General features: G+C 56.3%; 22 protein-coding genes. 8 read left to right on the top strand and 14 right to left on the bottom strand.

The genetic code is table 11. From position 1 onward, the window contains the following. Positions 1-172: 172 nt before the first annotated feature. From AAF463_RS18575 to mntP, 5 genes are all read right to left on the bottom strand, one after another. The gene (locus AAF463_RS18575) at positions 173-1,714 is read right to left on the bottom strand and encodes a glutathione ABC transporter substrate-binding protein (protein WP_101762769.1); all 1,542 of its coding nucleotides are present in this window, start codon (positions 1,712-1,714) and stop codon (positions 173-175) included. Positions 1,715-1,735: 21 nt separating this feature from the next. Further along, a complete protein-coding gene (locus AAF463_RS18580) occupies positions 1,736-3,598 on the bottom strand; it encodes an ABC transporter ATP-binding protein (RefSeq protein ID WP_309832702.1) in 1,863 nt (620 codons plus the stop codon). Between the two features lie 18 nt (positions 3,599-3,616). Then, on the bottom strand, positions 3,617-4,582 hold the full coding sequence (gene dgcA, locus AAF463_RS18585; protein WP_350261269.1) for an N-acetyl-D-Glu racemase DgcA: 966 nt from the start codon (positions 4,580-4,582) through the stop codon (positions 3,617-3,619). A gap of 1 nt (position 4,583) precedes the next feature. Beyond that, the gene (gene dgcN / locus AAF463_RS18590) at positions 4,584-5,591 is read right to left on the bottom strand and encodes an N-acetyltransferase DgcN (RefSeq protein ID WP_350261270.1); all 1,008 of its coding nucleotides are present in this window, start codon (positions 5,589-5,591) and stop codon (positions 4,584-4,586) included. A gap of 479 nt (positions 5,592-6,070) precedes the next feature. Next, complete coding sequence (gene mntP, locus AAF463_RS18595; protein WP_101762773.1) at positions 6,071-6,643, bottom strand: manganese efflux pump MntP; 573 nt, start codon at positions 6,641-6,643, stop codon at positions 6,071-6,073. A gap of 284 nt (positions 6,644-6,927) precedes the next feature. Here mntP and AAF463_RS18600 point away from each other — a divergent pair, with 284 nt between their 5' ends. Both AAF463_RS18600 and mqo read left to right on the top strand, forming a co-directional pair. Next, positions 6,928-7,167 carry a DUF1158 domain-containing protein gene (locus tag AAF463_RS18600; RefSeq protein ID WP_222185956.1) on the top strand — a complete coding sequence of 80 codons (240 nt, stop codon included), beginning with the start codon at positions 6,928-6,930 and terminating at the stop codon, positions 7,165-7,167. A gap of 535 nt (positions 7,168-7,702) precedes the next feature. Beyond that, complete coding sequence (gene mqo / locus AAF463_RS18605; protein WP_110867709.1) at positions 7,703-9,313, top strand: malate dehydrogenase (quinone); 1,611 nt, start codon at positions 7,703-7,705, stop codon at positions 9,311-9,313. 59 nt (positions 9,314-9,372) lie between these two features. Here mqo and AAF463_RS18610 read toward each other — a convergent pair whose 3' ends face one another. After that, entirely contained in the window at positions 9,373-9,960 is a 588-nt protein-coding gene (locus AAF463_RS18610) for a LysE family translocator (RefSeq protein WP_101762775.1), read from the bottom strand. 136 nt (positions 9,961-10,096) lie between these two features. On the opposite strand from AAF463_RS18610, the gene AAF463_RS18615 reads away from it, so the two are divergent. Then, the gene (locus AAF463_RS18615) at positions 10,097-11,587 is read left to right on the top strand and encodes a PLP-dependent aminotransferase family protein (RefSeq protein WP_336769066.1); all 1,491 of its coding nucleotides are present in this window, start codon (positions 10,097-10,099) and stop codon (positions 11,585-11,587) included. On the opposite strand, the gene AAF463_RS18620 is transcribed toward AAF463_RS18615, so the two are convergent. Further along, entirely contained in the window at positions 11,554-12,177 is a 624-nt protein-coding gene (locus AAF463_RS18620) for a glutathione S-transferase (RefSeq protein ID WP_101762777.1), read from the bottom strand. The genes AAF463_RS18615 and AAF463_RS18620 overlap by 34 nt on opposite strands. 113 nt (positions 12,178-12,290) lie before the next feature. Between AAF463_RS18620 and AAF463_RS18625 the strand changes: the two genes are divergently transcribed. Further along, the gene (locus tag AAF463_RS18625; RefSeq protein WP_110867711.1) at positions 12,291-13,139 is read left to right on the top strand and encodes a PhzF family phenazine biosynthesis protein; all 849 of its coding nucleotides are present in this window, start codon (positions 12,291-12,293) and stop codon (positions 13,137-13,139) included. A gap of 82 nt (positions 13,140-13,221) precedes the next feature. Here the strand turns inward: AAF463_RS18625 and AAF463_RS18630 are convergent, their stop codons facing one another. After that, positions 13,222-13,980 (bottom strand): SDR family oxidoreductase, encoded by a 759-nt coding sequence (locus tag AAF463_RS18630; RefSeq protein WP_350261271.1) that lies wholly within the window; start codon positions 13,978-13,980, stop codon positions 13,222-13,224. Positions 13,981-14,095: 115 nt separating this feature from the next. Here AAF463_RS18630 and AAF463_RS18635 point away from each other — a divergent pair, with 115 nt between their 5' ends. The 3 genes from AAF463_RS18635 to AAF463_RS18645 all read left to right on the top strand — a co-directional run bounded on the left by AAF463_RS18635 (position 14,096) and on the right by AAF463_RS18645 (position 17,672). Further along, on the top strand, positions 14,096-14,995 hold the full coding sequence (locus AAF463_RS18635; protein ID WP_101762793.1) for a LysR family transcriptional regulator: 900 nt from the start codon (positions 14,096-14,098) through the stop codon (positions 14,993-14,995). 45 nt (positions 14,996-15,040) lie between these two features. Then, on the top strand, positions 15,041-16,048 hold the full coding sequence (gene yhjD, locus AAF463_RS18640) for an inner membrane protein YhjD (RefSeq protein WP_110867713.1): 1,008 nt from the start codon (positions 15,041-15,043) through the stop codon (positions 16,046-16,048). 289 nt (positions 16,049-16,337) lie between these two features. Then, entirely contained in the window at positions 16,338-17,672 is a 1,335-nt protein-coding gene (locus AAF463_RS18645) for an MFS transporter (protein ID WP_101762781.1), read from the top strand. Between the two features lie 273 nt (positions 17,673-17,945). On the opposite strand, the gene ilvC is transcribed toward AAF463_RS18645, so the two are convergent. Continuing rightward, positions 17,946-19,421, bottom strand: coding sequence for a ketol-acid reductoisomerase (gene ilvC / locus AAF463_RS18650; protein ID WP_101762782.1), 1,476 nt, complete (start codon positions 19,419-19,421; stop codon positions 17,946-17,948). A gap of 161 nt (positions 19,422-19,582) precedes the next feature. Between ilvC and ilvY the strand changes: the two genes are divergently transcribed. Beyond that, positions 19,583-20,464 carry an HTH-type transcriptional activator IlvY gene (ilvY, locus tag AAF463_RS18655; RefSeq protein WP_008106630.1) on the top strand — a complete coding sequence of 294 codons (882 nt, stop codon included), beginning with the start codon at positions 19,583-19,585 and terminating at the stop codon, positions 20,462-20,464. Here the strand turns inward: ilvY and ilvA are convergent, their stop codons facing one another. The 5 genes from ilvA to ilvG form a co-directional block, all read right to left on the bottom strand. Beyond that, on the bottom strand, positions 20,465-22,012 hold the full coding sequence (gene ilvA / locus AAF463_RS18660) for a threonine ammonia-lyase, biosynthetic (RefSeq protein WP_217549805.1): 1,548 nt from the start codon (positions 22,010-22,012) through the stop codon (positions 20,465-20,467). It lies immediately after the preceding gene. A 3-nt stretch (positions 22,013-22,015) separates the two neighbouring features. Next, on the bottom strand, positions 22,016-23,866 hold the full coding sequence (gene ilvD / locus AAF463_RS18665; protein WP_192415443.1) for a dihydroxy-acid dehydratase: 1,851 nt from the start codon (positions 23,864-23,866) through the stop codon (positions 22,016-22,018). 62 nt (positions 23,867-23,928) lie between these two features. Beyond that, on the bottom strand, positions 23,929-24,858 hold the full coding sequence (locus tag AAF463_RS18670; RefSeq protein ID WP_007888821.1) for a branched-chain amino acid transaminase: 930 nt from the start codon (positions 24,856-24,858) through the stop codon (positions 23,929-23,931). An 18-nt stretch (positions 24,859-24,876) separates the two neighbouring features. After that, on the bottom strand, positions 24,877-25,134 hold the full coding sequence (ilvM, locus tag AAF463_RS18675) for an acetolactate synthase 2 small subunit (RefSeq protein ID WP_350261272.1): 258 nt from the start codon (positions 25,132-25,134) through the stop codon (positions 24,877-24,879). After that, positions 25,131-26,777: an acetolactate synthase 2 catalytic subunit gene (gene ilvG / locus AAF463_RS18680; protein WP_110867716.1), complete on the bottom strand. Its 1,647-nt coding sequence runs from the start codon at positions 26,775-26,777 to the stop codon at positions 25,131-25,133. Before ilvG ends, ilvM begins: the two co-directional genes overlap by 4 nt. Between the last annotated feature and the right edge of the window lie 138 nt (positions 26,778-26,915).

The following is a 26,915-nucleotide window of genomic DNA, read 5'->3' on the forward strand; positions in this document are numbered from 1 at the left end:
CCCGCTTGCGGGGGAAGGAGATGCTGCCACATGCCAGTGATGAAGCTGCATGTGGCAGCATCTTCCTCCCCCATTTATGGGGGAGGACCGAGGAGGGGGACAGCGAGCACATTCGTGGGGTGCAGCAAGCACATTCGTAGGGGGACAGCGAGCCCCCAACCCCACCCAACCTTTACTTAAACGTCGCCTGATTAAACAGGAAGTTACCATCCGGCAGCATCGACACACCGCTCAGCGTGCTGCGTTTGCCGACCAGGTTGTCTGGCGTGCCGAGGAACGCTACCGGTGCCTCTTTCCACAACACTTTCTGCGCTTCGGCGTAGGCTTCACCACGCTTGGCCGGATCGGCGGTGGCTAAGCCACCGGCAATCGCTTTGTCGGCTTCGGCGTTGCTGAAGTACGAAACGTTATACGAGGTCGGCACCCAGGATTCGGTGGCGTAGAGTGGACGCAAGGCCCAATCGGCATCACCGGTTGAGGTCGACCAGCCGCCGTAGTAGAGATCAAATTCCGCCTGTTTCGGATCCTTCACGCCCCACAGTTTGGCGTTGCGTGTGCCGGAATCCATCGGCGTGACCGTGGCGCGAATGCCCACCGTTGCCAGCTGCGCTTTTAACACCTGCGCGGCACGCACGCTGGCGGTGGCGTTGGTGACCCACAGTTTGAGATCGAGGCCATTCGGATAACCGGCGGCCTTCAGCAGCGCTTTGGCTTCATCTGGCGCATAGCGATAGTTAGGCGCGCTCTGCTTCTGGTAGAACTGCACGCCTTCCGGAATCGCCGAACTGGCCGGTTTACCCATGCCGGCAAACGCCACTTTCAGCCACAGATCGCGGTCAATGGCGTAGTTGATCGCCTGCCGCACGCGCACATCATTCAGCGGTTTGTGCTGAGTGTTGATCGCCATGTAATAGAGATAAATGCTTGGATCGCGCTGTACCGCCAGTTTGCTGTCGCTCTGCACGGTGGCGATCAGATCGGATGGCAGCGGCCAGATCGCATCCACCTGGCCCGACTTCAGCGCCGCAACGCGCGTGGCATCTTCCGGGCTGGGCGAGAAGATCACGTTATCCACTTTCGGCCAGCCTTTTTGCCAGTAGCCGTCGTATTTCGCCAGCGTCACCGCTTTGCCCGGCTGCCACGTTACAAACTTGAACGGGCCGGTGCCGACCGGATGCAGACGCAGCTGCGCTTCTTCCGGATACTGCTTGAGAATCGCCGGGCTCCACATCACCGCCGACGGATGCGCCAGCGTGTTAATGAAGGCACCAAACGATTGGTTCAGATCGATTTTCACCTGATCCGGCGCCAGCACCGTTACCTTGGCAATCATCTTGTAAAGGCTGTTGCGCTTGAGGCCTTTGCTCTGGTCGGCAAGGCGATCGAGGTTGGCTTTCACCGCTTCAGCATCGAACGGCGTGCCGTCCTGGAAGGTCACGTCTTTACGCAGCGTCAGGGTAAATTCGGTGGCGCTATCGTTGCTGGTGTAGCTGGTGGCGAGCCACGGCTGCAGCTTCATCTTTGCATCGAACTGGAACAGACGCTCGAAGATGCCGCTCTGCACCGAGTAGCTGACGTTATCGGAGGTATCGTGCGGATCGAGGCCGGTGATATCGGCATACATCGAAATGCGCAGATCCTGCGCCTGAGCGGCGGCGGCCAGCGAGAGGGTCAATCCCAGCGCAAGCGCAGTACGGCGAAAAATCGGATTCATGAAATCTCCTGGTATTGAGGGTTAGCGCGAAACAAAGTCAGCGACCCAGTGTTGCGGAGCAACCTGGCGATAACGCGGTTTAATGACCGTTTCTCCCACCTTGCGCAGCGGCGAAGGAATTTCGCCCTCTTCGAAAGTACGGGGTTGCCGGTTCTGGGGATCGGCCACCGGCACCGAGGCCAGCAGACGTTGGGTATAAGGATGTTGCGGCTGGTTGAACACCGATTGGCGCGGGCCCAGCTCAACAATCTGGCCGAGATACATCACCGCCACGCGGTTAGCGATACGTTCCACCACCGCCATGTCGTGCGAGATAAAAATCCACGCCACGCCGGTTTGCTGTTGCAGATCCATCATCAGGTTCACCACCTGCGCCTGAATCGACACGTCCAGCGCCGAGACGGCTTCGTCGGCGATGATCACTTTGGGTTTCAACGCCATGGCACGCGCAATCGCAATACGCTGGCGCTGGCCGCCGGAAAATTCGTGCGGATAGCGCCGCGCATGTTCCGGCAATAAGCCCACGCTTTTCAGCAACGCATCAACCTGCGGCGACGCTTCTTCCAGCGATTTCACCCTGCCGTGCAGCAGCAGCGGTTCGGCGATGGTGAAGCCGACAGTGAGACGTGGATTGAGCGAGGCGTAGGGATCCTGAAACACCATCTGGATTTCACGGCGCAGCGGCTGGAACTGCGCTTCTTTCAGGTTGGCGATTTCATTGCCCTGGAAATGGATGCTGTCGGCGTCGCTGTTAATCAGCCGCATCAGCGCGCGGCCGGTAGTGGATTTACCGCAGCCGCTTTCGCCGACAATCGCCAGGGTTTCGCCCGGCCACAGGCTGAAGTCGATCTGCTCCACCGCGTGCACCTGATGGGTGAGCGCCGAGAAAATCCCGCTGCGAATCGGGTAATACACTTTCAGGCCACGCACGTCCAGCAGCGGCGTTTCGTCATAGCGCGCGGTGCGCTGCTCGCTGTTATCGCTGGCATTGCTGCCCAACAGCGGAAAACGCTGCGGCCATGCGTGTTCACGCATATCGCCAAGTTTCGGCACCGCCGCCAGTAACGCTTTGGTGTAAGGATGCTGCGGCGCGTTAAAGATGTCGCTGACTGTGCCCTGCTCAACCACTTCGCCACGCAGCATCACCACCACGCGATCGGCGATTTCTGCCACCACGCCCATGTCGTGAGTAATGAACAGCACCGCCATCTGCTTCTCGCGTTGCAGGTCGCGCAGGATGTGCAGAATGCGCGCCTGCACCGTGACATCCAGCGCGGTGGTCGGCTCATCGGCGATTAAAAGTTGCGGATCGCAGGCCAGCGCCTGCGCAATCATCACGCGCTGGCGCATGCCGCCCGACAGCGAATGCGGATAGCTTTTCATTACGCGGTCCACATCGGCGATGCGCACCTGGCGCAGTAATTCACGTGCGCGCGAGTCGGCCTGACTTTTATCGCAAATCTGATGGTCACGCAGCGCTTCAGTCAGCTGATCGCCGACGCGCAGCACCGGATTGAGCGAGGTCATCGGCTCCTGAAATATCATCGCCATTTCGCGACCACGCAAAGCACGGCGCTGGGTTTCATTCAGCGTGGCAAGCTGATGCACGTGGCCCTGACGATCGCGGAACTGCATGCTGCCGCGATCGATACGCCCGGATGCGGCTAGCAAGCCCATCACCGCCAGCGAGGTGACCGATTTACCCGAGCCACTTTCGCCCACCACGGCGACAATTTCGCCCTGATGAATGTTAAAACTGATGCCCTTCAACGCCTGATTTTCGCCGCTGCGGCCGCGAAAACTGACGCTGAGATCCTGAATCGCGAGCACCGGTTCTGAACCGGCAACGCTGGCGGCGTTGGATGTGAGTAAAGTGTCCGTCATCGTTGCTCCGCGTGCGGGTTACAGCCAGATTTGGCCTTGAGCGTAAGAAAGGAAGGGCGAGCTATCGGCGGCCAGCCAAATGGGGCCATCGAGATCGACATGTTCAGCGGCAATCGCCACCGGCAGCGCCGCTTCCATCGCCAGTGAAGAACCGAGCATGCAGCCGACCATCAACCGCATATCGTGCTTCTGCGCCTCTTCCACCATCGCCAGCGCTTCGGTCAAACCGCCGCACTTATCCAGCTTGATGTTGATCATCTCGTAGCGATTGCGCAGCGGCGCGATGTCCTCGCGGGTGTGGCAGCTCTCGTCGGCACACACCGGAATCGGGTGCGTGAAGCGCTGCAACGCCTGATCCTGACCCGCCGGCAGCGGCTGCTCGACCATCGCGATGTTAAAACTCGCCAGCGCGTTGAACAGGCTGGGCAAATCCACGCCCGACCAGGCTTCGTTGGCATCAATGATTAAGGTGGCGCGCGGCGCGGCCTGACGAATCGCGGCGACTTTCTCCAGAATGTCGTCGCGATTAAGTTTGATTTTCAGCAGGATGGCGCCGCGTGATACCGCATCGGCAGCGGCGGCGGCCATGTTTTCGATGGAGTCGAGGCTGAGAGTTTCGGCGGTGATCACCGATGGCGGCTGACGACGCTCGCACTGTTGCCACAGCGTGTACTTCGCCAGCGCGGCATCGAGACGCCACAGCGCACAGTCCAGCGCATTACGCGCTGAACCCGCTGATAAACGGCTTTGCAGATCGAGGCGGCTCAGGCCCGCTTCCATGGCAGCGCGCAGCGCTTCCAGTTCGGCGTTGACGCTTTCTGGCGTTTCATCGTAGCGCGGCGTTGGCGTACATTCGCCGCGGCCAATAAAGCCGTTCTGCTCCAGCGTCACGCGAATCACCGTGACTGCGGTGCGCGTACCGCGTGAGATGGCGAACGGACGCGCCAGCGGCAGCTCCAGCACTTCAATCTGCATGCGCCGCATGTTAGCCACGCTCCTGCAGCAGCGCGGCGATATCCGCAATGCCAAAACGCACCGGATCGGTAGCAGGCACGCCGAATTCGGCGCTGATCTCTGCACAATAGGCGCGCGCTTCGTCTTCGCTGTAGTTCGAGGTGTTGATGGCGAAACCGGCCAGCTGAACCGCGTCGCTGGTGACGTGCGCTGCGCGCAGGTTGGCTTCAACGCAATCTTTCAGGCTGACCATTGGCTGATGCGGCAGATGACGCATATGCGGACGCCCCATTTCATGGCACATCACCAGCCAGTGCGGCTGCGCACCGTGGATCAGGCCCATGCTGACGCCAGCATAGGAAGGATGGAACAGCGAACCCTGACCTTCAACGATATCCCAGTGATCGGCGTCATTGGCTGGCGACAGCGCTTCGACCGCGCCGGCGATGAAGTCGGCAATCACTGCATCAATCGCGATACCTTCGCCCGCGACCAAAATACCGGTCTGGCCGGTGGCGCGGAAATCGGCTTGCATGCCGCGTTCACGCATCGCGGCTTCCAGCGCCAGCGAGGTATACATCTTGCCTACCGAGCAATCGGTGCCGACAGTAAGTACACGCTTACCTGTGCGCTTTTTACCGCTGCCGACCTCCAGTTTTGGGCGCATGTGGCGCAGGTCGAACAGTTCAACGCCGGACTCTTTGGCCAACGCCACCAGCTCCGGCTCATCCACCAGACGATGGTGCAAACCGCTGGCCACGTTCATCCCGGCAGAGAGGGCGCTTTTTACCGTGTCGAGCCAATGCGTGGGCAAGTAACCGCCGGCATTGGCGGTGCCGAGCACCAGCGTTTTGGCACCGCGCGCTTTGGCAGCGGCGATGTCGAGGACGTCGAGACCAAGCGTGACGGTGCAGCCCGGCAGTTTGATTTCGCCAACGCACTGCTCTGGACGCCAGACGTGAATGCCGCGTGCGGTTTTAGCGGCCAGTGGATCGGTTACATCGCCGAGGAAGAGTAAATAAGGTTGTGGGATCAGCATGATGTTTCTCGTTTCAGACGGTTTATAGGGCCTGAATTGACTATTTCACGCAGAAGATGGGGTGACGAATGCTTGTTTAGTAGCGGGGTATAACGTGCGGCTATAGCCAGATCGAAATCTAATGGGTGAGGAGTTTTATCAGCGAGTTAGGGGAAAAATGGGGAGATTAGCGGCTGGATAGATAAGAAAATCGTTGATAACCACAGGTCGATCCCTGACCGCGATTATCGAGGGTATTTGACGGAATGCTTAGTTTAAAGCACCCGGCGGTACGTGTTTGAAAGTCTCGACATAAGAACGGAACACGTAGCGGAAAAAGCGTTTCATAAAGCACCTGGTTCAAAAATTGTTGAAGAAATACGCAAAAAGTATAGCCGCTGAGCGTTTTTACCGCAATTATTTTTAAAGTAGATCACAGAATTGGGGGTTGGTGCGGGTGTGAAGAAGAGGTCGCCATGAATGGCGCAACGACAACGTGGTTAGTTAAACCAGCCTAAATGCTCGCTTAAAATGGTGCAGCCAATGCTGATCAGCACCACGCCGCCCAACACTTCCGCCCATTTGCCCATCACCGGGCCGATAAAGCGTCCAACCAATACGCCGGTGGTTGCCATGATAGTGGTCGCCGCGCCGATGGTGACGGCGGTCATGATGATGTTCACCTGCAGGAACGCCAGGCCAACACCGACGGCCAGCGCATCAAGACTGGTGGCGACAGCGGTTAACGCCAGCACCATAAAACCATGACGCTGCGGCGCTTCGCACGGCTCGTCAGCGGTTTGACGAAAACCTTCCATCATCATACGGCCGCCCAGCACGGTTAACAGCACGAATGCCACCCAATGATCCCACGCCATGATGTAGCGGCTGGCCGCGAGGCCAATTGCCCAGCCAATCAGCGGCGTCAACATTTCGATAACGCCGAAAATCAGGCCGGTTCGCAGTGCCTCTTTGAAACCTGGGCGATGCAGCGACGCGCCTTTGCCCAGTGCTGCGGCGAAAGCGTCCATCGACATGCCAAAGGCCAAAATCAGGGTTGCGATAAATGTCATGGGTTTTCAATCAATGCCGCGGAACCGGCGCTAAAGCCGCTACTTCTCCGCATTTATTGTTCAGTAATGAAAAAGTGCGCGCAGTCTAACACGCAAAAACGGCAAAAAAAAGACAGTAAAATCAGGGATTTAAGTATAGCAAAGGCTATAACTTTTAACTTCCGCTATTTTTGACGCTAAGTGAATGGAATAGAAGAAATTTCTGAGCGCGAGCCGGCGCGGGGATTGCACCGTAGCGCGGTTTTATGCGCTAATGCCCGCGCTAACTGATTTGGACAATGACCATGAATAACCCATTCGAAACGCTGATCATCCCAGGCGGCATTCTGCTGCTAGGCTTTCTTTCCGCCCTGCTGCTGCCCGCGCCTTCATTTGGTATTGAGCTGGCAAAACAATTGCAGGAAACCCTGCATCTGATGGATGTTAATCAGCTGTATACCATCGTCTTTAGTTTGTGGTTTTTGCTGCTGGGCGCGATCGAGTTTTTCGTCATTCGCTTCCTGTGGCGCCGCCGATCACGCTGATCGTTTTTCCGGCAAGGTGATGCATTTTTCTTCTGGCAGCTTTACTCGGCCAGACCTCAATTCATCACCACAAAAATGTAACATTACTTTTACACGACATGGCGAAATATTGCGCAACATAAAATCCGCATAAATAATCAATTTAGTTAAAACATATATTTTTCAACACATTAAAATGTGATGCATATCACCTGCCGTTTTCACCCCCGTCAAAACCCCTCACAATAGCGTAACAACTGCATTACGCTAACCGTCTGATTAAGAGATAAAAATCCCTTATGACCGCGAGGTTGAGCTGATTAATTCTTATGCTGAATCATTTCCGCCTTTAAAAAATAAACAAACGTTTAATTCCGATACGAGAATGTTATATTCGAATGCATATGCATAACGTGCAGTTAACCGTTATCGTCCCCGTGACTTATACCTGAGTCTTAACCTTTGAGAGATAGCGCCACGCGCTCGAAAGAAGCGCGGCTATTTCGCCTGCGAACCTGTTGAGCTTCAGGTCAACAGAGAGAGGAGATGTCGCCTCATGAGTACTACTGCGGTAAATCTGGCGCTCGCCGCCGCTTCAATGGAAAGTGCAAACCTTCAGGAACGAAAAGACGTCGACGTACTGCTGATTGGCGCAGGCGTGATGAGTGCGACTTTGGGCGCATGGCTGCAAGATCTCGAGCCTGACTGGTCAGTTGAGATGGTTGAACGTCTTGATGATGTGGCCGTTGAATCCTCTAATGGCTGGAACAACGCCGGAACCGGTCACGCCGCGCTGGCGGAGCTCAACTATACGCCGCAGAAGGCGGATGGCAGCATCGACATCGCCAAAGCGGTCGCAATTAACGAATCGTTCCAGATTTCGCGTCAGTTCTGGGCGTATCACGTGCAGAAAGGCAACCTGCGCAATCCTAAAAGCTTTATCCACAGTACGCCGCACATGAGTTTCGTCTGGGGCGACGATAACGTTGAATTCCTGCGCAAGCGTTTCAATGCGCTGCAGAAAAGCACCCTTTTCCGTGGCATGAATTACTCTGAAGACCGCGATCAAATCACTAAGTGGATTCCGCTGGTGATGAACGGCCGCGACAGCAAACAGAAAGTGGCGGCGACCTGGACCGAAATGGGTACCGACGTGAACTTCGGTGAAGTAACGCGTCAGCTGATTGCCTCTTTAGAGAAGAAAGCCAATTTCCGCCTGCGTCTGCGCCAGGAAGTGCGTGATATCAAACGCCTGAGCGACGGTCGCTGGCAGGTCACGCTGCATAATCTGGCCAGCGGTGAAAATCGTGTGCTGACCACGCGTCAGCTGTTTATCGGTGCCGGCGGTGCGGCGTTGCCGCTGCTGCAGAAATCCGGCATTCCGGAAGTGAAAGGCTACGCCGGTTTCCCGGTGGGCGGTTCATTCCTGGTGACGGAAAATCCTGACGTGGTGAAACAGCATATGGCGAAGGTGTATGGCAAAGCCAGCGTCGGCGCACCGCCGATGTCGGTGCCGCACGTCGATACCCGCGTGCTGGATGGCAAACAGGTGCTGCTGTTTGGGCCGTTTGCTACCTTCTCAACCAAATTCCTCAAAGAGGGTTCGCTGCTGGATATGTTCGGCGCGATGAACACCAGCAACCTCAAGCCGATGGTGCAGGTTGGCCTGAAGAGCTTCGACCTGGTGAAATATCTGGTTGATCAGGTGTTGCAAAGCGACAGCGATCGTATGGAAGCGTTGCGCGCTTACGTGCCGCAGGCGAAGCAGGAAGATTGGCGTTTAGTCACTGCCGGCCAGCGCGTGCAAATCATCAAGAACGATGCCGTTGAAGGTGGCGTGCTGCGTCTTGGTACTGAAGTGGTGACTTCGGAAGATGGCACCATTTCCGCCCTGCTGGGTGCCTCGCCGGGCGCCTCCACCGCCGCACCGATTATGCTTGAGCTGATGGCGAAAGCCTTCCCGGAACAGATGCGTTCACCGGAGTGGCAGACCAAAATCCGCATGGTGATCCCATCGTGGGGCCGCAAGCTGAACGGCGACGTCGCACTGACCGAGAAAGTGCTGGCCGATACCAGTCGCGTGCTGCAACTCGACTACGAGCCGGTGATTACACCCGATGCCGCCAACGATGAAGCGCGCGAAACCGCGCACGTGGTGGGTAAGTAACAAGGTAGTATTGGATGTTGGCAAGATGAGAGGCCGCGAAAGCGGCCTCTTTTTTATGGCTAGCTCAGCAGCACCGCGTCGTACAACATCCACGCAGTTGTCGCCACCAGCGACAGCGCCATCAAACTGTTAAACGCCTGACGTTTCCACGCGACCTGCAGATGGCTGCGAAGGCGATCGCCCAGCGCTGCCCAAATCAAAATGCACGGCAGATTCAGTGCGGCGAATCCCAGTAGCACCGTCAGCACGCCGTTACTGTTGGCGTACATCAGCGCCACGTTGGTGACCATCAGCCAGGCTTTGGGATTCACCGCCTGGAAACAGATGCCGCCAATTAGCGTCATGGGACGCGGGCGTTCACGCAGTTGCGGCGCGCCAGCGCGGAAAATCTTCCACGAAAGCCACAGCAGATAGCTACAGCCGACTACCGTCAGCGGCAGGCGAATCGCGCCCATCCAGTGCAGCAGCGCATCCAGCGCCACGCTCGCCAGTAGCATCTGTATTGCGCAGCCTAGCAGGATGCCAAACAGCATCGGCAGCGTGCGTTTAAAGCCAAAGTTAACACCCGACGTTGCCAGCAGCAGGTTATTTGGACCCGGCGTGATCGACATCACGGTGACGTAGCTGAAGAATGATGGATCGAGCATGATGCGCTTCCTGAAGAATCAATGATGCCTTCATGCTAATGCGTATGTTGCAATGGAAACAGAGACACAAAACCACTATTGTAATGGGTACAGTTGTTTCAAAAATGAATTGTACCCATCGCGCGCGGAGGCTTTTGTGTCCCTTCCACTCTCATCCGGTCAAACGCTGTATCAGCAGTTGGTCGATAGCTTTGCCGAGTCGATACATCAGGGCACGCTGAAGCCGGGTAAACGGCTGCCGGCGATACGCCGCGTGGCACAATCGCATCAGGTGAGTATCAATACCGTGCTCAATGCATGGCAAATCCTCGAAGATCGCGGCCTGATTGAATCGCGGCCGCAGTCGGGTTATTACGTGCGTGGCGTGCTGCCCGCCGTGACGCGTTCAGTAAAACCGCTACCGGCAAAAATCAACGATCCCAGCGCGCAGAAGCTGGAGCTGATTGAGCAAGTGTTCGCGGCGCAAAATAATCCCGATTACACCAATATCTCATTAGCCTGTCCGCAGGATGGCACCTTCTATCCGGCGGCACGAATCGGGCGAATTACTGCGTCGATTTTGCGCCAAAATCCCGACATTATCGGACGCTATGCGCTTCCACCCGGTAGTGAGCGCTTACGGGAGGAGATTGCGCGTCGTGCCCTGCACAACGGCATCAACTTGCCGCCGCAGGCGATCACACTGACGCACGGCTGCATGGAAGCACTCCAGCTGGCGCTGCGCGCGGTGACTAAACCCGGCGATTGCATTGGTTTGGAGTCGCCGACCTATTTCTTCCTGTTCCCGCTGCTGGCGTCGCTGGGGCTGAAAGCGCTGGAAATTCCTACCGATCCGCAGCAGGGACTGTCGCTGGATGCGCTGGAGATGCTGCTGCAGGAGAAGCGGGTTCAGGCGGTGATCGCCATGCCCGGCGCGCAGAACCCGCTGGGATATGTGATGCCGCTAGAGAATAAAAAGCGGCTGGCGAAGTTAGTGAACACTTACCACGTTCCACTGCTGGAAGATGGTTTGTACGACGAATTGCAGTTTGAGTGGCCGCTGTCGCCGCCAGTAAAGGCGTTTGATAGCGAGGGTTGGGTGATTTACTGCACCAGCTTTACCAAAACCGTGGCGCCTGATTTCCGCGTCGGCTGGACTGCTGCCGGGCGTTTTCATGACGCTATCGCTCACCTCAAAGCGGTGTCGTCGATGGCGGAATCACGCTTGTTAAGTGAAACCCTGGCCGAATTTCTTGCCAGCGGCGGCTACGATCATCATCTGCGCACGCTGCGTCGGCGCTATGCCGCCAATCTGGATGCGGCGCGCGGGATTCTGGCACGCCACTTTCCGCAGGGCACGCGCGCTACCCTGCCGCGCGGCGGGTTTGTTTTTTGGGTCGAACTGCCGGGGAACATTGATACCGTAGAGATGTTCCATCGTCTGCTGCAGGAGCAAATCTGTGTGACGCCGGGCGCGCTCTACTCCCTGAGCGATCGTTACAGACATGCGTTGCGCCTCTCCTGCTGCTACCCGTTTGATGAACGTTATACGTGGGCGCTACAGCGCACCGGCGCGCTGGCCTGTGAAATGACAGGCCTCGCGCCGGGACAGGATCAGGGTTTGCCGTTGCGGCCCCAGGTGGTGTAAGGCTCGCGCTCGGTCAGGCGTTCGTAATAAGTCTGCACCGCCGGGAAGTCAGGGTGTTCCAGCGGGGTTTCAAACCAGCGGTTCACCGCCAGCCCAACCGGAATATCGGCCAGCGAAAAATTGCGGCCTGCGACATAGCGCCCGGTTTTCTCCAGATGCTGGTTGAGTATGTTCATGGTGTGCGTCCAGCCTTTCACCGCCGCCGCCAGCAAGCGGGGATCCTGATGCGCCGGCGAGTTGCGCACCAGCGACATAAATGCGTAACGCCAGGACGTGTTAAGTTCGGTGGCTTGCCAATCCATCCACTGATCAACTGGCGCGCGCGCGCGGGGATTGTCGGGATAGAGCCATTCGCCGCCATTGCTGTTGGCGAGATAGCGCAGAATAGCGTTGGATTCCCACAGCACGAAGTCGTCCTCGATTATTACCGGGACCATGGCGTTGGGATTGAGTGCCATAAACTCTTTCGAGTGCAGCGATTGTGGATCATCGCCCCAGGGTTCTAATTCGTACGCAATATCGAGTTCTGCGCACAGCCACAGAACTTTTCGCACGTTTATTGATGAAGTACGGCCAAGAACTTTTAACATTGCGGACTCCGATTCCAGAATTCTTAATCTATTCATAGCCCTGTTGCTGGCCTTTCGCAATCAGCAGGATGTAAATCCCGATTTCAGACAACCTCAACGAGGAAGGAGTGACAATGAAGGTCGCATTTAAACAGGTGGACGTGTTTACCTCGTCGGCGTTTAAAGGTAATCCGCTGGCGGTGATCATGGATGCACAGGGATTGAGTGACGCGCAGCTGACGGCGATTGCGCGCTGGACCAATCTGTCGGAAACCACCTTTGTGCTGCCGCCACAGGATGCGGCGGCGGATTACCGCGTGCGCATTTTTACCGTCGAAGGTGAACTGCCTTTTGCCGGGCATCCGACGTTAGGCACCGCGCATGCGCTGCTGGAAGCCGGTTGGCCGCTGAAAACGCCGGGCAAAATCGTGCAGGAGTGCGGCGTTGGTCTGGTTGAGGTGAAAATCAGCGATGACGGTGCGCTGGCGTTTGCCGCGCCTGCCGCCACATTAACGCCGTTCAGTGATGCGCTGATGAGCAGCGCGCTGAACAGTGAATGCTTCGATCTCAGCCAAATGCCGACCATCGTTGATATGGGTATTCGCTGGCTGCTGATTCCGATGAGTAGCGCGCAAGCGGTGCTGGATGTGGTGCCGTCAGCAGCCGATTTACACCGTTTACATCAGCATGCTGAGGTTAACGGTACGGCAATTTTTGGTGCGTTGCCGTCGGGCGAAAACGAGCAGTATGAAGTACGCGCATTGCTGGTTGAGAACGGCAGCTTGACTGAGGATCCGGTGACCGGCAGCGCCAACGCCTGTCTGGCACGCTACTTCGAGGCTAACAAGCAAACGCGGGATTATCGGGCACGTCAGGGCAGCGCGATTCAGCGGGAAGGTCGCATTCAGGTGAGTTTTAGCGATAAAGCGATCTGGATTGGTGGCCAAACCGTGACGGTGATTGACGGGACGATTGAGCTGTAATTGTAATCTGCACCATCCGTAGCGGCGCAATTTATTGCGCAATAAATTGCGCCGCTACGAATATGTGCATCAGTTTATATTTTTACAGACCTTGGCCGCCTGAGGCTTCAATGCGCTGTGCGGTGATCCAGCCGGTTTCATCGCTGAGAATCGCGCTGATGGCATCGCCGATATCACCCGGCAAGCCAACGCGGCCCAGCGCGGTGACTGAAGCGATATGATCGTTGAGATCTTTGGTATCACGCACGCGACCGCCGCCGAAGTCGGTTTCAATCGCGCCTGGCGCCAGAATGTTGACGCGGATATGGCGCTCGCCTAACTCTTTGGCCTGATAGCGCGTTAACACTTCCATCGCGCCTTTAATTGAGGCATACGTGCCTGAACCTGGCAGCGTTAAACGGGTTAAACCGCTGGAGATATTCAGGATGCGTCCACCATCAACGATCAGCGGCAGCAGTTTTTGCGTCAGGAAGAACGGCCCTTTGAAGTGCACATTCACTAGCGCGTCAAACTCATCTTCGCTGGTCTCTGCGAACAGCTTGTAATGACCGTGACCGGCATTGTTCACTAAATAATCAAAGCTGTCACGCTGCCAGGTTTCCTGCAGCGCTTCTCTCACCTGCGCCACGAAGCCGTCAAACGTGCCTGTGTCGCCTACATCCAACTGCAACGCCACCGCACGCGCGCCCAGCGCTTCAATCTCCTGCACAACCGCCTGCGCTTCTTCCGCGTGACCGCGATAGGTAAACAGGATATCAGTGCCTTTGGCAGCCAGTTTCAGCGCCCCATTCTTGCCTAAACCGCGATTTCCGCCGGTAATCAATGCAATTTTATGACTCATGTTTCGCTCCAGTTGGAAAATTGAACACGTGTTAAGGATATTCGTGAATAATTGATCTATAAACGCAGAGGAATACGCAGCACTGTTTCACTAACAACAACAATCGGTGAACAACATGGATAAAATTCACGCTATGCAGGTTTTTGTGCGGGTGGCAGAAATGGGCAGTTTTACCCGTGCGGCAGAAAGCTTAGGTTTACCGAAAGGCAGCGTATCCCGCCAGCTACAGGCGCTGGAGAATCAAATGGGGACGCGCCTGCTGCATCGCACCACGCGACGTGTGCACCTGACGCAGGACGGCCTGGTTTATTACGATCGTTGCCTCGATTTACTGTCGATGCTCGACGACATGGACAGCCTGTTCCAGCACGATCCCGGCACCTTAAGCGGCAAATTGCGCGTGGACATGTCGGTGGCGATGGCGACCGGCTTTGTGCTGCCACGATTGCCGGAGTTTTTGCAGCACTATCCCGGTCTGGAAATTGAGTTGAGCAGCAGCGATCGTCAGGTTGATGTGATTCGCGAAGGATTTGACTGCGTGGTGCGCGTCGGCGAGCTGAAAGATTCCGGGCTGATTGCGCGGAAAATCGGCTCGCACGCGTTGATCAACTGCGCCAGCCCCGGCTACCTTTCCCGCTTCGGCATGCCGGTGCGGCTGGAAGATCTGTCGCAACACGCGATGGTGCATTACACCCAGCAGCTGGGACAACCTTCATTGGGCTTTGAATATTTTGATGGCAAACAGTGTCATTACGTTCAAACCGGCGGCGTAGTGACGGTAAACAGCACCGAAACCTATCGCGCCGCCTGCATGGCAGGGCTCGGCATTATTCAGGTGCCGGCGATTGGCGTACAGCCGCTACTGGAGTCGGGGCAACTGGTGGAAGTGCTGCATCATTTCCCGGCGAAACCGATGCCCATCTCGCTGCTTTATCCGCATCGCCGCAACGTGGCGCGCCGCGTGCGAGTGTTTATGGAATGGCTCAGCCAAGTCCTGCAGGAATATGTAACTTAGCAGACTATAATTGTATTTTCGCAGTGAACAGGATGACTATCGTCTATGACGGACAAAACCCCTAAACAGACCGCGGCCGAGGCAGAAGCCAAGCCGCTGATTGACATTAAAACCGGCAATAAAACCGTGGATGGCTCGATTCAAAATGTGTCGCGCTTCGCTGCCTGGTTCCAGGCGATTCCGGCGGTGGCGCACTTTATGCGCGCGCTGGAACGCTTCAACGATCGCCTCGGTAGCCAGTTTGGCGCGGCGATCACTTACTTTTCCTTTCTCTCTCTGATACCGATTTTGATGGTCTCCTTTGCGGCGGTCGGCTTTGTGCTGGCGTCGAATCAGGATTTGCTCACCGAGTTGATCAACAAAATCGTTAACAGCATCAGCGATCCGACGCTGGCCACCACGCTGAAAAATACGGTGAATACCGCGATTCAGCAGCGTGCCACAGTGGGATTAACCGGTTTGCTGCTGGCGCTCTACTCCGGCATTAACTGGATGGGCAACCTGCGTGAAGCGGTGCGCGCGCAGTCACGCGACGTGTGGGAACGCACGCCGGACGATCAGGAGAAATTCTGGAAGAAGTACGCGCGCGATCTGATTTCGCTGTTGGGTTTGATGTTTGCGCTGGTGATTACGCTGTCGCTGACCTCGATTGCCGGCGCGGCGCAGGCAGCGATCGTTAACGCGCTGGGGCTGGAAGACATTGAGTGGCTGCGCCCAGCGATGACGGTGATTGCGTTATCTATCTCTATCCTGGCTAACTATCTGCTGTTCCTGTGGATCTTCTGGATTTTACCGCGCCACAAGCCGCGTAAAAAAGCGCTGTTCCGCGGCACGCTGCTGGCGGCGATTGGCTTTGAGGTGATCAAGTTTGTAATGACGCTGACGCTGCCGAAGCTGGCAAGCTCGCCGTCGGGCGCGGCCTTTGGTTCAGTACTCGGCTTAATGGCGTTCTTCTACTTCTTTGCGCGTTTGACGCTGTTCTGCGCCGCGTGGATCGCCACCGCCAAATACAAAGATGATAAAGAGATGCCGCAGCCGCATCAGGCTAAATAAGCCTACGAGGTTGTTACAATTGCCGTACTAGCTAAAAATGTCTCCTGCTGGCTGCTTTTTCAGCAAAAACCAGCAGGAAACGCTAAAGGGTCACTTTAATTTGGCCCTTTTGCAGAGATTCCCGCCAAAAAAGTGACACTTCCCGTTCCCATCCGCCACTGATCGCAGCAACTCAGAAATTATCCACTTATTCGCCGAAAAAGCCCGGTCTGACGCGGTTTTTCGCCATTGAATGCCGCAAACCAGGTGCGTAAGATTCTCTGTCTACATTTACAATTAAGAAACACTTATGCAAGCCTCCATCACAGAAACACTCGACAAAAAACACGACGACACGCCGGTCAATTCACGTGGCAAAGTGGTTGTGGCATCGCTTGTCGGCACCGCCATTGAGTTCTTCGATTTCTATATCTATGCCACCGCTGCGGTGATTATTTTCCCGCACATCTTCTTCCCGCAGGGCGATCCGACCGTGGCCACGTTGCAGTCGCTGGCGACCTTCGCGATCGCCTTCGTGGCGCGTCCTATCGGTTCTGCCGTGTTTGGACACTTTGGCGACCGAGTTGGCCGTAAAGCCACCTTGGTGGCATCGCTGCTGACCATGGGCGTCTCGACGGTGCTGATTGGTTTACTGCCAGGTTATGAAACCATTGGCGTGGCAGCGCCGCTGCTGCTGGCGCTGGCGCGTTTTGGTCAGGGTCTTGGCCTTGGTGGCGAATGGGGCGGCGCGGCGCTGCTGGCGACCGAAAATGCCCCGGCGAAGAAACGTGCGCTTTATGGTTCGTTCCCACAGCTCGGCGCGCCGATTGGCTTCTTCTTCGCTAACGGCACGTTCCTGCTGCTTTCTTGGTTGCTGACCGACGAGCAGTTCATGAACTGGGGCTGGCGCGTGCCGTTTATTCTCTCTGCGGTGCTGGTGTTAATTGGCCTGTATGTGCGCGTTTCGCTGCATGAAAGCCCGGTATTCGCCAAAGTGCAGAAAGAGAACAAACAGGTGAAAATGCCGATCGGCACGCTGCTGAGTAAGCATCTGACCGCCACCATTCTCGGCACCTTCATCATGCTCGCCACTTACACGCTGTTCTACATCATGACCGTGTATTCGATGAGTTACGGCACTGCACCCGCACCGGCTGGCCTTGGCTATTCGCGTAACAGCTTCCTGTGGATGCTGATGGTGGCGGTGATTGGTTTTGGTGTGATGGTGCCGATTGCCGGTCTGCTGGCCGATCGCTTTGGTCGTCGTAAAACCATGATCACCATTACGTTGATGATTATCGCCTTTGCATTGATGTTCCCAATGCTGCTGGGTTCCGGTTCTCAGGTGCTGGTAATGGGCTTCCTGATCCTTGGTCTGAGCATTATGGGCCTGACATTTGGTCCGATGGGCGCGCTGCTGCCAGAGCTGTTCCCAACGGAAGTGCGTTATACCGGCGCATCGTTCTCTTACAACCTATCGTCGATTCTTGGTGCCTCGGTAGCGCCTTATATCGCCACCTGGCTGAACGCCCATTACGGTTTGCAGGCGGTGGGTTTCTATCTGGCTTCGATGGCGGTGTTGACGTTGATCGCGCTGATTGCCTGTAAAGAGACGCGAAATCAGACGCTGTATGAAGCGGTGTGATTGAGCTGGCTGTACTCTGGGTCGTGTGTGCTTGCTGTCCCTTAGGTATGTGCTCGCTGTCCCCCTCCTCGGTCCTCCCCCATAAATGGGGGAGGAAGATGCTGCCATATGTGAGTTCTGAAGCTGCATGTGGCAGCGTCTCCTTCCCCCGCTTGCGGGGGAAGGCCGGGATGGGGGACAGCGAGTACATACCTGGAGCAACAGCGAGCACGAATAAAAAAACCCCGGCAAGCCGGGGTTTTTTGTTGTGCTGAAAACTGTGTCGCGCGTGGCTTAGCCAGCGACAGCGATACGTTTCATATCGGTCATGTAGCCACGCAGTTTGCGGCCTACAGATTCGATTGGGTGCTGACGAACGGCTTCGTTGACGTCACGCAGCTGCGCGTTATCCACCTGCGTACCTTCAACTGCTTTGCCCAGATCGCCCGGCTGCAGCGTGGTCATGAACTCTTTCAGCAGTGGAACTGCCGCAAAGGAGAACAGGTAGTTACCGTATTCTGCGGTATCCGAGATAACCACGTTCATTTCATACAGACGCTTACGTGCGATGGTGTTAGCAATCAGCGGCAGCTCGTGCAGTGATTCGTAGTAAGCCGACTCTTCGATGATGCCCGCGTCAACCATGGTTTCGAATGCCAGCTCAACGCCTGCTTTCACCATCGCAACCATCACGACGCCTTTGTCGTAATATTCCTGCTCTTCGATTTTACCATCAAACTGCGGTGCGTTTTCGAATGCCGTTGCGCCGGTCTCTTCACGCCAGGTCAGCAGGTTTTTGTCGTCGTTAGCCCAGTCAGCCATCATGCCTGAAGAGAATTCGCCAGAGATGATGTCATCCATGTGCTTCTGGAACAGCGGAGCCATGATGGTTTTCAGCTGCTCAGACAAAGCATAAGCGCGGATTTTTGCCGGATTAGACAGGCGATCCATCATCAGCGTGATGCCGCCAAACTTCAGTGATTCGGTGATGGTTTCCCAGCCGAACTGAATCAGTTTTTCGGTGTAAGCCGCGTCGTGACCTTCAGCCACCAGCTTGTCGAAGCACAGCAGAGAACCGGCCTGCAGCATACCGCACAGGATGGTCTGCTCGCCCATCAGGTCAGATTTCACTTCCGCAACGAAGGAGGATTCCAGCACGCCTGCACGGTCGCCGCCGGTCGCTGCTGCCCAGGCTTTAGCAATCGCCATGCCTTCGCCTTTTGGATCGTTTTCCGGGTGAACGGCGATCAGCGTAGGTACACCGAAACCACGCTTGTACTCTTCACGTACTTCCGTACCCGGGCACTTCGGTGCCACCATCACGACGGTGATGTCATTGCGGATGGTTTCGCCCACTTCAACAATGTTGAAACCGTGTGAGTAACCCAGCGCAGCGCCATCTTTCATCAGCGGCTGAACAGCCTGAACGACCGCCGAGTGCTGCTTGTCTGGCGTCAGGTTAACCACCAGATCGGCCTGTGGGATCAGCTCTTCGTAAGTACCGACTTTGAAGCCGTTATCGGTCGCTTTGCGGAAAGAGGCACGCTTCTCAGCAATCGCTTCAGCACGCAGGGCATACGCCACGTCCAGACCAGAATCACGCATGTTCAGACCCTGGTTCAGACCCTGAGCACCACAGCCAACGATGACCACTTTCTTGCCTTTCAGGAAGCTAGCGCCATCTGCGAATTCGTCGCGTGACATGAAACGACATTTGCCCAGCTGCGCTAACTGGTTGCGCAGATTCAATGTGTTGAAGTAATTAGCCATGGGTACTCCGGTTAGATGTTGTGTTTGTTTTTGTTCAGTAACGACGTTGTCTCTTACGCCGCGAATGACCCCATCATATGACAGGCAATCCGTTGCTTAAATTGATATATTAGCAAGGTCACATTGCATAATTTGCAACATAACCTTGAGGCGATACGCGCATGGATTTACGAGACCTGAAACTCTTCCTTCATCTGGCTGAAAGCTGCCACTTTGGTCGCACCGCGCGTGCCATGCACGTCAGCCCTTCAACCCTTTCGCGCCAGATTCAGCGCCTGGAAGAGGATGTCGGTCACGCGTTGTTCCTGCGTGATAACCGTACCGTCACGCTCACCGAAGCCGGTGAGCGCCTGCGCCAGTTTGCGCAGCAGACGTTGCTGCAGTATCAGCAGTTACGCCATGTGATGGATCTTAACGGCCCGTCGCTGAGCGGCGAACTGCGCCTGTTCTGCTCGGTAACCGCCGCTTACAGCCATCTGCCACCGATTCTTGATCGCTTTCGCGCTGAACATCCGCAGGTAGAGATCAAACTCACCACCGGTGATGCCGCCGATGCGATTGAGATGGTGCAGTCCGGTGACGCCGATCTCGCCATTGCCGGTCGCCCAGAATCGCTGCCGGCCAGCATAGATTTTACGCCACTGGGCCTGATTCCGCTGGTGCTGATCGCTCCGGCGCTGCCCTGCCCGGTGCGCAATCAGGCGACGCAGGAGCAACCCGATTGGGCGCAAATTCCGTTTATCCTCCCGGAACAAGGACCTGCACGCCGCGGCATCGATTTATGGTTCCGCCGCCAGCGCATTCCCAATCCGCAGATTTATGCCACGGTTTCCGGTCATGAGGCGATTGTGTCAATGGTGGCGCTGGGATGTGGTATTGCGCTGCTGCCGGATGTGGTGCTGGAGAACAGCCCGGAACCGGTGCGCAATCGCGTGTTAACGCTGGAGAATGTGGAGTCTGTCGCACCGCTGGAACTCGGCGTTTGCGTACAAAAAAAGCGGCTCGGAGAGCCGCTTATCAATGCGTTCTGGCACCAGCTGTAATCACTGCCCGGCGAGGAAGAAACGGAACGCCGGGTTGCTCGCTTCGTCATGCCATTCGTAACCCAACGCGGTGAGATGGGTTTCGAAATCCGGTTCCTGATCGTTGGCTTCAAATGCCGCCAGCACGCGGCCATAATCGGTGCCGTGGCTGCGATAATGGAACAGCGAGATATTCCAGTGCGCACCCAACGTCTGCAGGAACTTCAGCAGCGCGCCCGGTGCTTCCGGGAATTCAAAGCTAAACAGGCGTTCGCGCAGCGGCTTCGATGGACGTCCGCCGACCATGTAGCGCACGTGCAGCTTGGCCATTTCGTCATCCGACAGATCCACCACGTGATAACCGGCTTCGCTCAGTTGGCTGATGATCTCACCGCGCTCCTCCAGCCCGCGCGTTAAGCGCACGCCGACGAAAATGCAGGCGTTATCCGCATCCGCGTAACGATAGTTGAACTCGGTGATGGAGCGCCCGCCGATGGTCTGACAGAACTTGAGGAAACTGCCCTGCTGTTCTGGAATGGTGACCGCCAGCAGCGCTTCACGCTGTTCGCCCAGTTCACAACGCTCGGAGACATAGCGCAAGCCGTGGAAGTTGACGTTGGCACCCGACAACACGTGCGCCAGGCGCTCGCCTTTGATGTCGTGCAGCTGGATGTACTTCTTCATGCCCGCCAGCGCCAGCGCGCCAGAAGGTTCCGCCACGGCACGCACATCTTCGAACAGATCTTTCACCGCTGCGCAAATTGCATCGCTATCCACCGTGATGATGTCATCGAGATACTCCTGACACAGACGGAAGGTTTCGCTGCCGATGCGTTTGACAGCCACGCCTTCCGCAAACAAGCCGACACGCGCTAAATCCACCGGCTCACCCGCATCCAGCGCGGCCTTCAGGCAGGCTGAATCTTCCGATTCCACGGCAATCACTTTGATCTGCGGCATCAGCTGCTTGATCAAAACCGCGACACCCGCCGCCAGACCACCGCCGCCGACCGGCACGAAGACGCGATCGAGATGCGCATCCTGCTGCAGCAACTCCATCGCCAGCGTGCCCTGCCCGGCGATCACCGCCGGATGGTCAAACGGAGGAACGAAGGTGTAACCCTGCTGCTCTGCCAGCTCAATCGCTTTGGCTTTCGCCTCGTCGAAGTTGGCACCAAACAGATAAGCCTCACCGCCAAATGCGCGTACTGCATCAACCTTGATGTCTGCCGTGGCCAGCGGCATCACAATCAGTGATTTGATACCCAGCGTGCTGGCCGAAAGCGCCACGCCCTGCGCATGGTTACCGGCCGAAGCCGTGACCACGCCGCGCGCTTTTTGCTCTTCGTTCAGCCCGGCAATCATCGCGTAAGCCCCGCGCAGCTTGAAGCTGTGCACCGGCTGACGATCTTCACGCTTCACCAGAATGGTGTTGCCAAGACGCGATGAAATTTTTTCCATTTTTTGCAGCGGCGTCACCTGGGCAATTTCATACACCGGTGAACGCAGCACTGCGCGCAAATACTCCGCGCCGTTTGGCGTCGCGGAGAGCGGTTGAGACTCAGCCATCGGTTAGCCTCCCAGCTTGGACTTATCGCGTACCGCGCCTTTGTCTGCGCTGGTCGCCAGTGATGCATAGGCACGCAGGGCAAAGGAGACTTCACGTACGCGGCCGTGCGGGGTATAAGCCGCATCGCCGCGCGCTTGCTCTTCTTCACGACGGGCATGCAGTTCGTTATCCGGCACCGCCAGCTTGATGCCACGGTTGGGGATATCGATCTCAATCATGTCGCCATCTTTCACCAGCGCGATGGTGCCACCGCTCGCCGCTTCCGGAGAGGCGTGACCAATCGATAAGCCTGACGTGCCGCCAGAGAAGCGACCATCGGTGATCAGTGCGCAGCTTTTGCCAAGGCCCATGGATTTCAGATAAGTGGTCGGATAGAGCATTTCCTGCATGCCCGGTCCGCCTTTCGGTCCTTCGTAGCGGATCACCACGACGTCGCCGGCTACCACTTTACCGCCAAGGATCGCTTCAACTGCATCATCCTGGCTTTCGTACACTTTCGCCGGGCCTTTGAAGGTGAGGATCTCTTTGTCTACACCCGCGGTTTTAACGATACAGCCATCTTCGGCAATGTTGCCGTAAAGCACAGCTAAGCCGCCATCCTGCGAGTACGCGTGTTCGCGAGTACGAATACAACCCTCGGTACGGTCATCATCCAGCGTGTCCCAACGGCAGTTCTGCGAGAACGCCTTGGTGGTACGAATACCAGCAGGACCGGCGCGGAACATATCCTTCACCGCCTGATCTTTGGTCAGCATGATGTCGTACTGATCGATGGTTTCACGCATGCTCTGCTGCAGAATGTTGCGCGCGCTGGTGTCGATCAAACCGGCGCGATCTAACTCACCGAGAATGCCGATAACGCCACCCGCACGGTGCACATCTTCCATATGGTATTTTGGCGTACTTGGCGCCACTTTGCACAACTGCGGCACTTTGCGTGACAGACGGTCGATATCGGAGATATTGAAATCGATCTCGCCTTCCTGCGCGGCAGCCAGAAGATGGAGAACGGTGTTGGTGGAACCGCCCATGGCGATATCCAGCGTCATCGCATTCTCGAACGCCGCTTTGGTGGCGATGTTCCGCGGCAGCATGTTGACGTCATCCTGCTCGTAGTAGCGTTTGGTCAGGCTAACGATGCGCTTACCGGCATTAATGAACAGCTCTTTACGATCGGCGTGTGTGGCCAGCAGTGAACCGTTACCCGGCTGCGACAAGCCCAGCGCTTCGGTCAGACAGTTCATCGAGTTGGCGGTGAACATACCGGAACAGGAACCGCAGGTTGGACAAGCAGAACGTTCGATCTGATCGCTGTCGGCATCGCTGACGTTCGGGTTGGCGCCCTGAATCATTGCATCAACCAGATCCAGCTTGATGATTTGATCAGACAGTTTGGTTTTACCGGCTTCCATCGGACCGCCAGACACAAAGATCACCGGAATGTTGAGGCGCAGTGACGCCATCAGCATGCCTGGAGTGATTTTGTCGCAGTTGGAGATACATACCATGGCATCGGCGCAGTGCGCGTTGACCATGTACTCCACTGAATCGGCAATCAGCTCACGTGAAGGCAGTGAATACAGCATGCCGCCATGACCCATGGCGATACCGTCATCCACCGCAATGGTGTTGAACTCTTTGGCCACGCCGCCGGCTGCTTCGATTTCCTCAGCAACCAGTTTGCCAAGATCGCGCAGGTGCACGTGGCCCGGTACGAATTGGGTGAATGAGTTGACCACGGCGATAATCGGCTTACCGAAATCGTCGTCGGTCATTCCTGTCGCGCGCCACAAGGCACGGGCACCGGCCATGTTACGTCCATGGGTGGTGGTGGCGGAACGGTACTTAGGCATGCTCTATTTACTCCAGTAATAATAAGGTTGCGGGCGCCATCTGACGCCCGCAAAAAATCTCGTTATGCGTTAACCGGATCCAACCAGCCCCACTTGTCTTCCGTCTCGCCAGTGAACAGGCCAAAGAATGCCTTCTGGATACGACCGGTGACCGGACCACGTTTACCTTCGCCGACCTGAATGCCGTCGACGCTGCGCACCGGGGTGATCTCCGCTGCAGTACCTGACATGAAGACTTCGTCGGCCAGATACAGGGATTCGCGCGACAGAACCTGCTCACGCACTTCGATACCCATGTCTTGTGCCAGCTTGATGATGGCGTCACGGGTGATGCCCGGCAGCGCTGAAGAGGTGAACGGCGGCGTGAACAGAATGCCATCTTTCACTTCGAACAAGTTTTCGCCAGCACCTTCTGAAATATAGCCGTTGGTGTCGAGCGCGATACCTTCCTGATAGCCGTGGCGGCGCGCTTCGCTGCCTACCAGCAGAGAGGAGAGATAGTTACCACCCGCTTTCGCGGCGGTTGGCAAGGTGTTTGGTGCAACGCGGTTCCACGAAGAAACCATGGCATCGATACCGTTTTCCAGCGCTTCAGCGCCCAGGTAAGCACCCCAAGGGAAGGCAGCGATGATTACATCGGTGGTGTAGCCATCTGGCGGGTTCACACCCAGACCCACGTCGCCCACGAAGGCCAGCGGACGGATATAAGCGCTTTTCAGTTTGTTCACGCGGATCACTTCGCGGCACGCTTCCATCAACTCATCAACGCTGGCTTTAATCGGGAAACGATAAATTTTAGCGGATTCATGCAGACGCTTCATATGCTCACGGTGGCGGAACACCACTGGACCTTTGTGTGAGTCGTAGCAACGCACGCCTTCAAACACAGAAGTACCGTAGTGCAGGGCGTGAGACATAACGCTGACCTTGGCGTCTTCCCACTTAACCATCTCACCATTGAACCAAATAAAGTCTGCTTTCTTCGTACTCATTGCTTTTTCCTTTGGCGACTATGCGCGGATTTGTTGTGTTGTCTGTTGTTGGATCTCGACGCAAGCGACATCCATAAGTTTGCTTAACTGCGAAGACAGTAAATCGACTGAGCGTTGGCTGGCAACGGTCATTTCGATATTAATGTTCTCCGCATTGACCGCGGTGGCCATATTCATCGTACACACCTGGAAACCACGGTGACGCACGACACGCAAAATGCGCTCCAATATTTCAGGACGAAAGCGGGCTTCGATAGACAATTGATGCTGATTCATGCGGTTTTCTCCATCATGTTTGCGTTGCTGGCACCTGGCGGTACCAATGGCCAGACGTTTTCATGCTCATCTATCGAAACATGCAGGAAGTAAGGACCTTCACTGTTCAGCAGAGCATCGAGGGCGGCGTCGACCTGATCTTTACGGCTAATGCGCTGGCCTGGGATATCAAACGCGCTGGCCAGCGTGAGGAAATCGGGGTTGTCGGTCAGAATGGTTTCGCTGTAGCGACCATCAAAGAACAGTTGCTGCCACTGGCGCACCATGCCGAGACGCTGGTTATCCAGCAGCAGAATTTTCACCGGCAGCTTGCCGCGCTTGATGGTGCCCAGCTCCTGAATGTTCATCATGATAGAACCATCGCCAGACACGCAGATCACTGTGTCATCTGGACGTGCCACCTGCGCACCAATCGCCGCCGGCAGGCCAAAGCCCATAGTGCCGAGACCGCTCGAGGTGATGAAGTTTTCTGGCGCGGTGAAACTCATGTGCTGAGCGGCCCACATCTGGTGTTGACCTACATCGGTGGTGACTACGGCGCTGTCCGCTTTGCGGTCAGACAACTGCTTCAGCAACAACGGCGCATAAATCGCTTCGCCGGGATGATCGTAGCGCCAGTCGAATTCGCTTTTCATCGCGCTGACTTCTTTGCGCCAGCCATCAATGTGCATTGGCATGCTCAGTGCCGGCAGCACCTGATTCATATCGCCTTGTAGTGAAACGTGAGCACGGCGCAGTTTGTTCAGCTCGGCAGGATCGATATCGATATGGATGACGCTGGCGTGCGGCGCGAAGGTGTCAAGCTTGCCAGTAACGCGGTCGTCAAAACGCGCACCAACCGCAATCAGCAAATCACAGGATTGTACCGCGAGGTTAGCGGCTTTGGTGCCGTGCATGCCCAGCATCCCGAGATAGAGATCGCTGCTGGCATCCGCGCTGCCAAGACCTTTCAGCGTAGAAACCATCGGAATACCGGTTTCCTGCGCCATGGCACGTAAAGCTGGAACCGCCTGCGCCATACCCACGCCGCCACCGATATACAGCATCGGCTTATGCGATTGCGCCATCAATGTGCGCGCTTCTGCAATGTGCTGCGCGGAGTGGCCGATTTCTTCCTCAACTGGCAGCAGATGAGGCGTCAGTTCGCCATTGGCGATCTGAATGTCTTTCGGGATATCGACCAGTACCGGGCCGGGACGACCCGATTGCGCGATGGCAAAAGCTTCTGCCATCACCGAGGGCAAATCATCAAGCGATTCAACGAGGAAACTGTGTTTGGTGCAGGCTAACGATAAACCAAGAACGTCTATTTCCTGGAAGGCGTCGGTGCCGATGAAGGCCGATGATACCTGGCCGGTGATCGCCACAACCGGGATCGAATCCATCATCGCATCCGCCAAACCGGTGATCAGGTTGGTGGCGCCGGGCCCCGAAGTGGCGATACATACGCCAGTCTTGCCGGTTGCGCGGGCATAACCGATAGCAGCCATCACCGCACCTTGCTCATGACGACACAGTAGGTGTTCCACGCCGCCATCGTAGAGCGCATCGTACACTGGCATGATTGCGCCGCCAGGATAGCCAAACACTGTATCGACACCCTGCGCGCGTAAAGCCTGAACTACCCACTGTGCACCTGTCATGGTTATTCTCCTGTATTCCTAGGGGAACAACAGAATTTTATGCTACTGCTCATAATCTGTTCCTCGCTAATTTGCTGATATTTAGCCTGGTCAAAAAAAAACCCCCGGACCTTTCGGTGCGGGGGTTTTTGGAATTCC

Origin of the sequence: Pantoea sp. BJ2, assembly GCF_040255075.1 — a bacterium.
GTDB lineage: Bacteria > Pseudomonadota > Gammaproteobacteria > Enterobacterales > Enterobacteriaceae > Pantoea > Pantoea leporis.

Bases quoted from the DNA above. Each gene is read 5' to 3' on its own strand.
- AAF463_RS18575 (WP_101762769.1), bottom strand. From the start codon at position 1,714: ATGAATCCGATTTTTCGCCGTACTGCGCTTGCGCTGGGATTGACCCTC.
- AAF463_RS18580 (WP_309832702.1), bottom strand. From the start codon at position 3,598: ATGACGGACACTTTACTCACATCCAACGCCGCCAGCGTTGCCGGTTCA.
- dgcA (WP_350261269.1), bottom strand. From the start codon at position 4,582: ATGCGGCGCATGCAGATTGAAGTGCTGGAGCTGCCGCTGGCGCGTCCG.
- dgcN (WP_350261270.1), bottom strand. From the start codon at position 5,591: ATGCTGATCCCACAACCTTATTTACTCTTCCTCGGCGATGTAACCGAT.
- mntP (WP_101762773.1), bottom strand. From the start codon at position 6,643: ATGACATTTATCGCAACCCTGATTTTGGCCTTTGGCATGTCGATGGAC.
- AAF463_RS18600 (WP_222185956.1), top strand. From the start codon at position 6,928: ATGAATAACCCATTCGAAACGCTGATCATCCCAGGCGGCATTCTGCTG.
- mqo (WP_110867709.1), top strand. From the start codon at position 7,703: ATGAGTACTACTGCGGTAAATCTGGCGCTCGCCGCCGCTTCAATGGAA.
- AAF463_RS18610 (WP_101762775.1), bottom strand. From the start codon at position 9,960: ATGCTCGATCCATCATTCTTCAGCTACGTCACCGTGATGTCGATCACG.
- AAF463_RS18620 (WP_101762777.1), bottom strand. From the start codon at position 12,177: ATGTTAAAAGTTCTTGGCCGTACTTCATCAATAAACGTGCGAAAAGTT.
- AAF463_RS18625 (WP_110867711.1), top strand. From the start codon at position 12,291: ATGAAGGTCGCATTTAAACAGGTGGACGTGTTTACCTCGTCGGCGTTT.
- AAF463_RS18630 (WP_350261271.1), bottom strand. From the start codon at position 13,980: ATGAGTCATAAAATTGCATTGATTACCGGCGGAAATCGCGGTTTAGGC.
- AAF463_RS18635 (WP_101762793.1), top strand. From the start codon at position 14,096: ATGGATAAAATTCACGCTATGCAGGTTTTTGTGCGGGTGGCAGAAATG.
- yhjD (WP_110867713.1), top strand. From the start codon at position 15,041: ATGACGGACAAAACCCCTAAACAGACCGCGGCCGAGGCAGAAGCCAAG.
- AAF463_RS18645 (WP_101762781.1), top strand. From the start codon at position 16,338: ATGCAAGCCTCCATCACAGAAACACTCGACAAAAAACACGACGACACG.
- ilvC (WP_101762782.1), bottom strand. From the start codon at position 19,421: ATGGCTAATTACTTCAACACATTGAATCTGCGCAACCAGTTAGCGCAG.
- ilvY (WP_008106630.1), top strand. From the start codon at position 19,583: ATGGATTTACGAGACCTGAAACTCTTCCTTCATCTGGCTGAAAGCTGC.
- ilvA (WP_217549805.1), bottom strand. From the start codon at position 22,012: ATGGCTGAGTCTCAACCGCTCTCCGCGACGCCAAACGGCGCGGAGTAT.
- ilvD (WP_192415443.1), bottom strand. From the start codon at position 23,866: ATGCCTAAGTACCGTTCCGCCACCACCACCCATGGACGTAACATGGCC.
- AAF463_RS18670 (WP_007888821.1), bottom strand. From the start codon at position 24,858: ATGAGTACGAAGAAAGCAGACTTTATTTGGTTCAATGGTGAGATGGTT.
- ilvM (WP_350261272.1), bottom strand. From the start codon at position 25,134: ATGAATCAGCATCAATTGTCTATCGAAGCCCGCTTTCGTCCTGAAATA.
- ilvG (WP_110867716.1), bottom strand. From the start codon at position 26,777: ATGACAGGTGCACAGTGGGTAGTTCAGGCTTTACGCGCGCAGGGTGTC.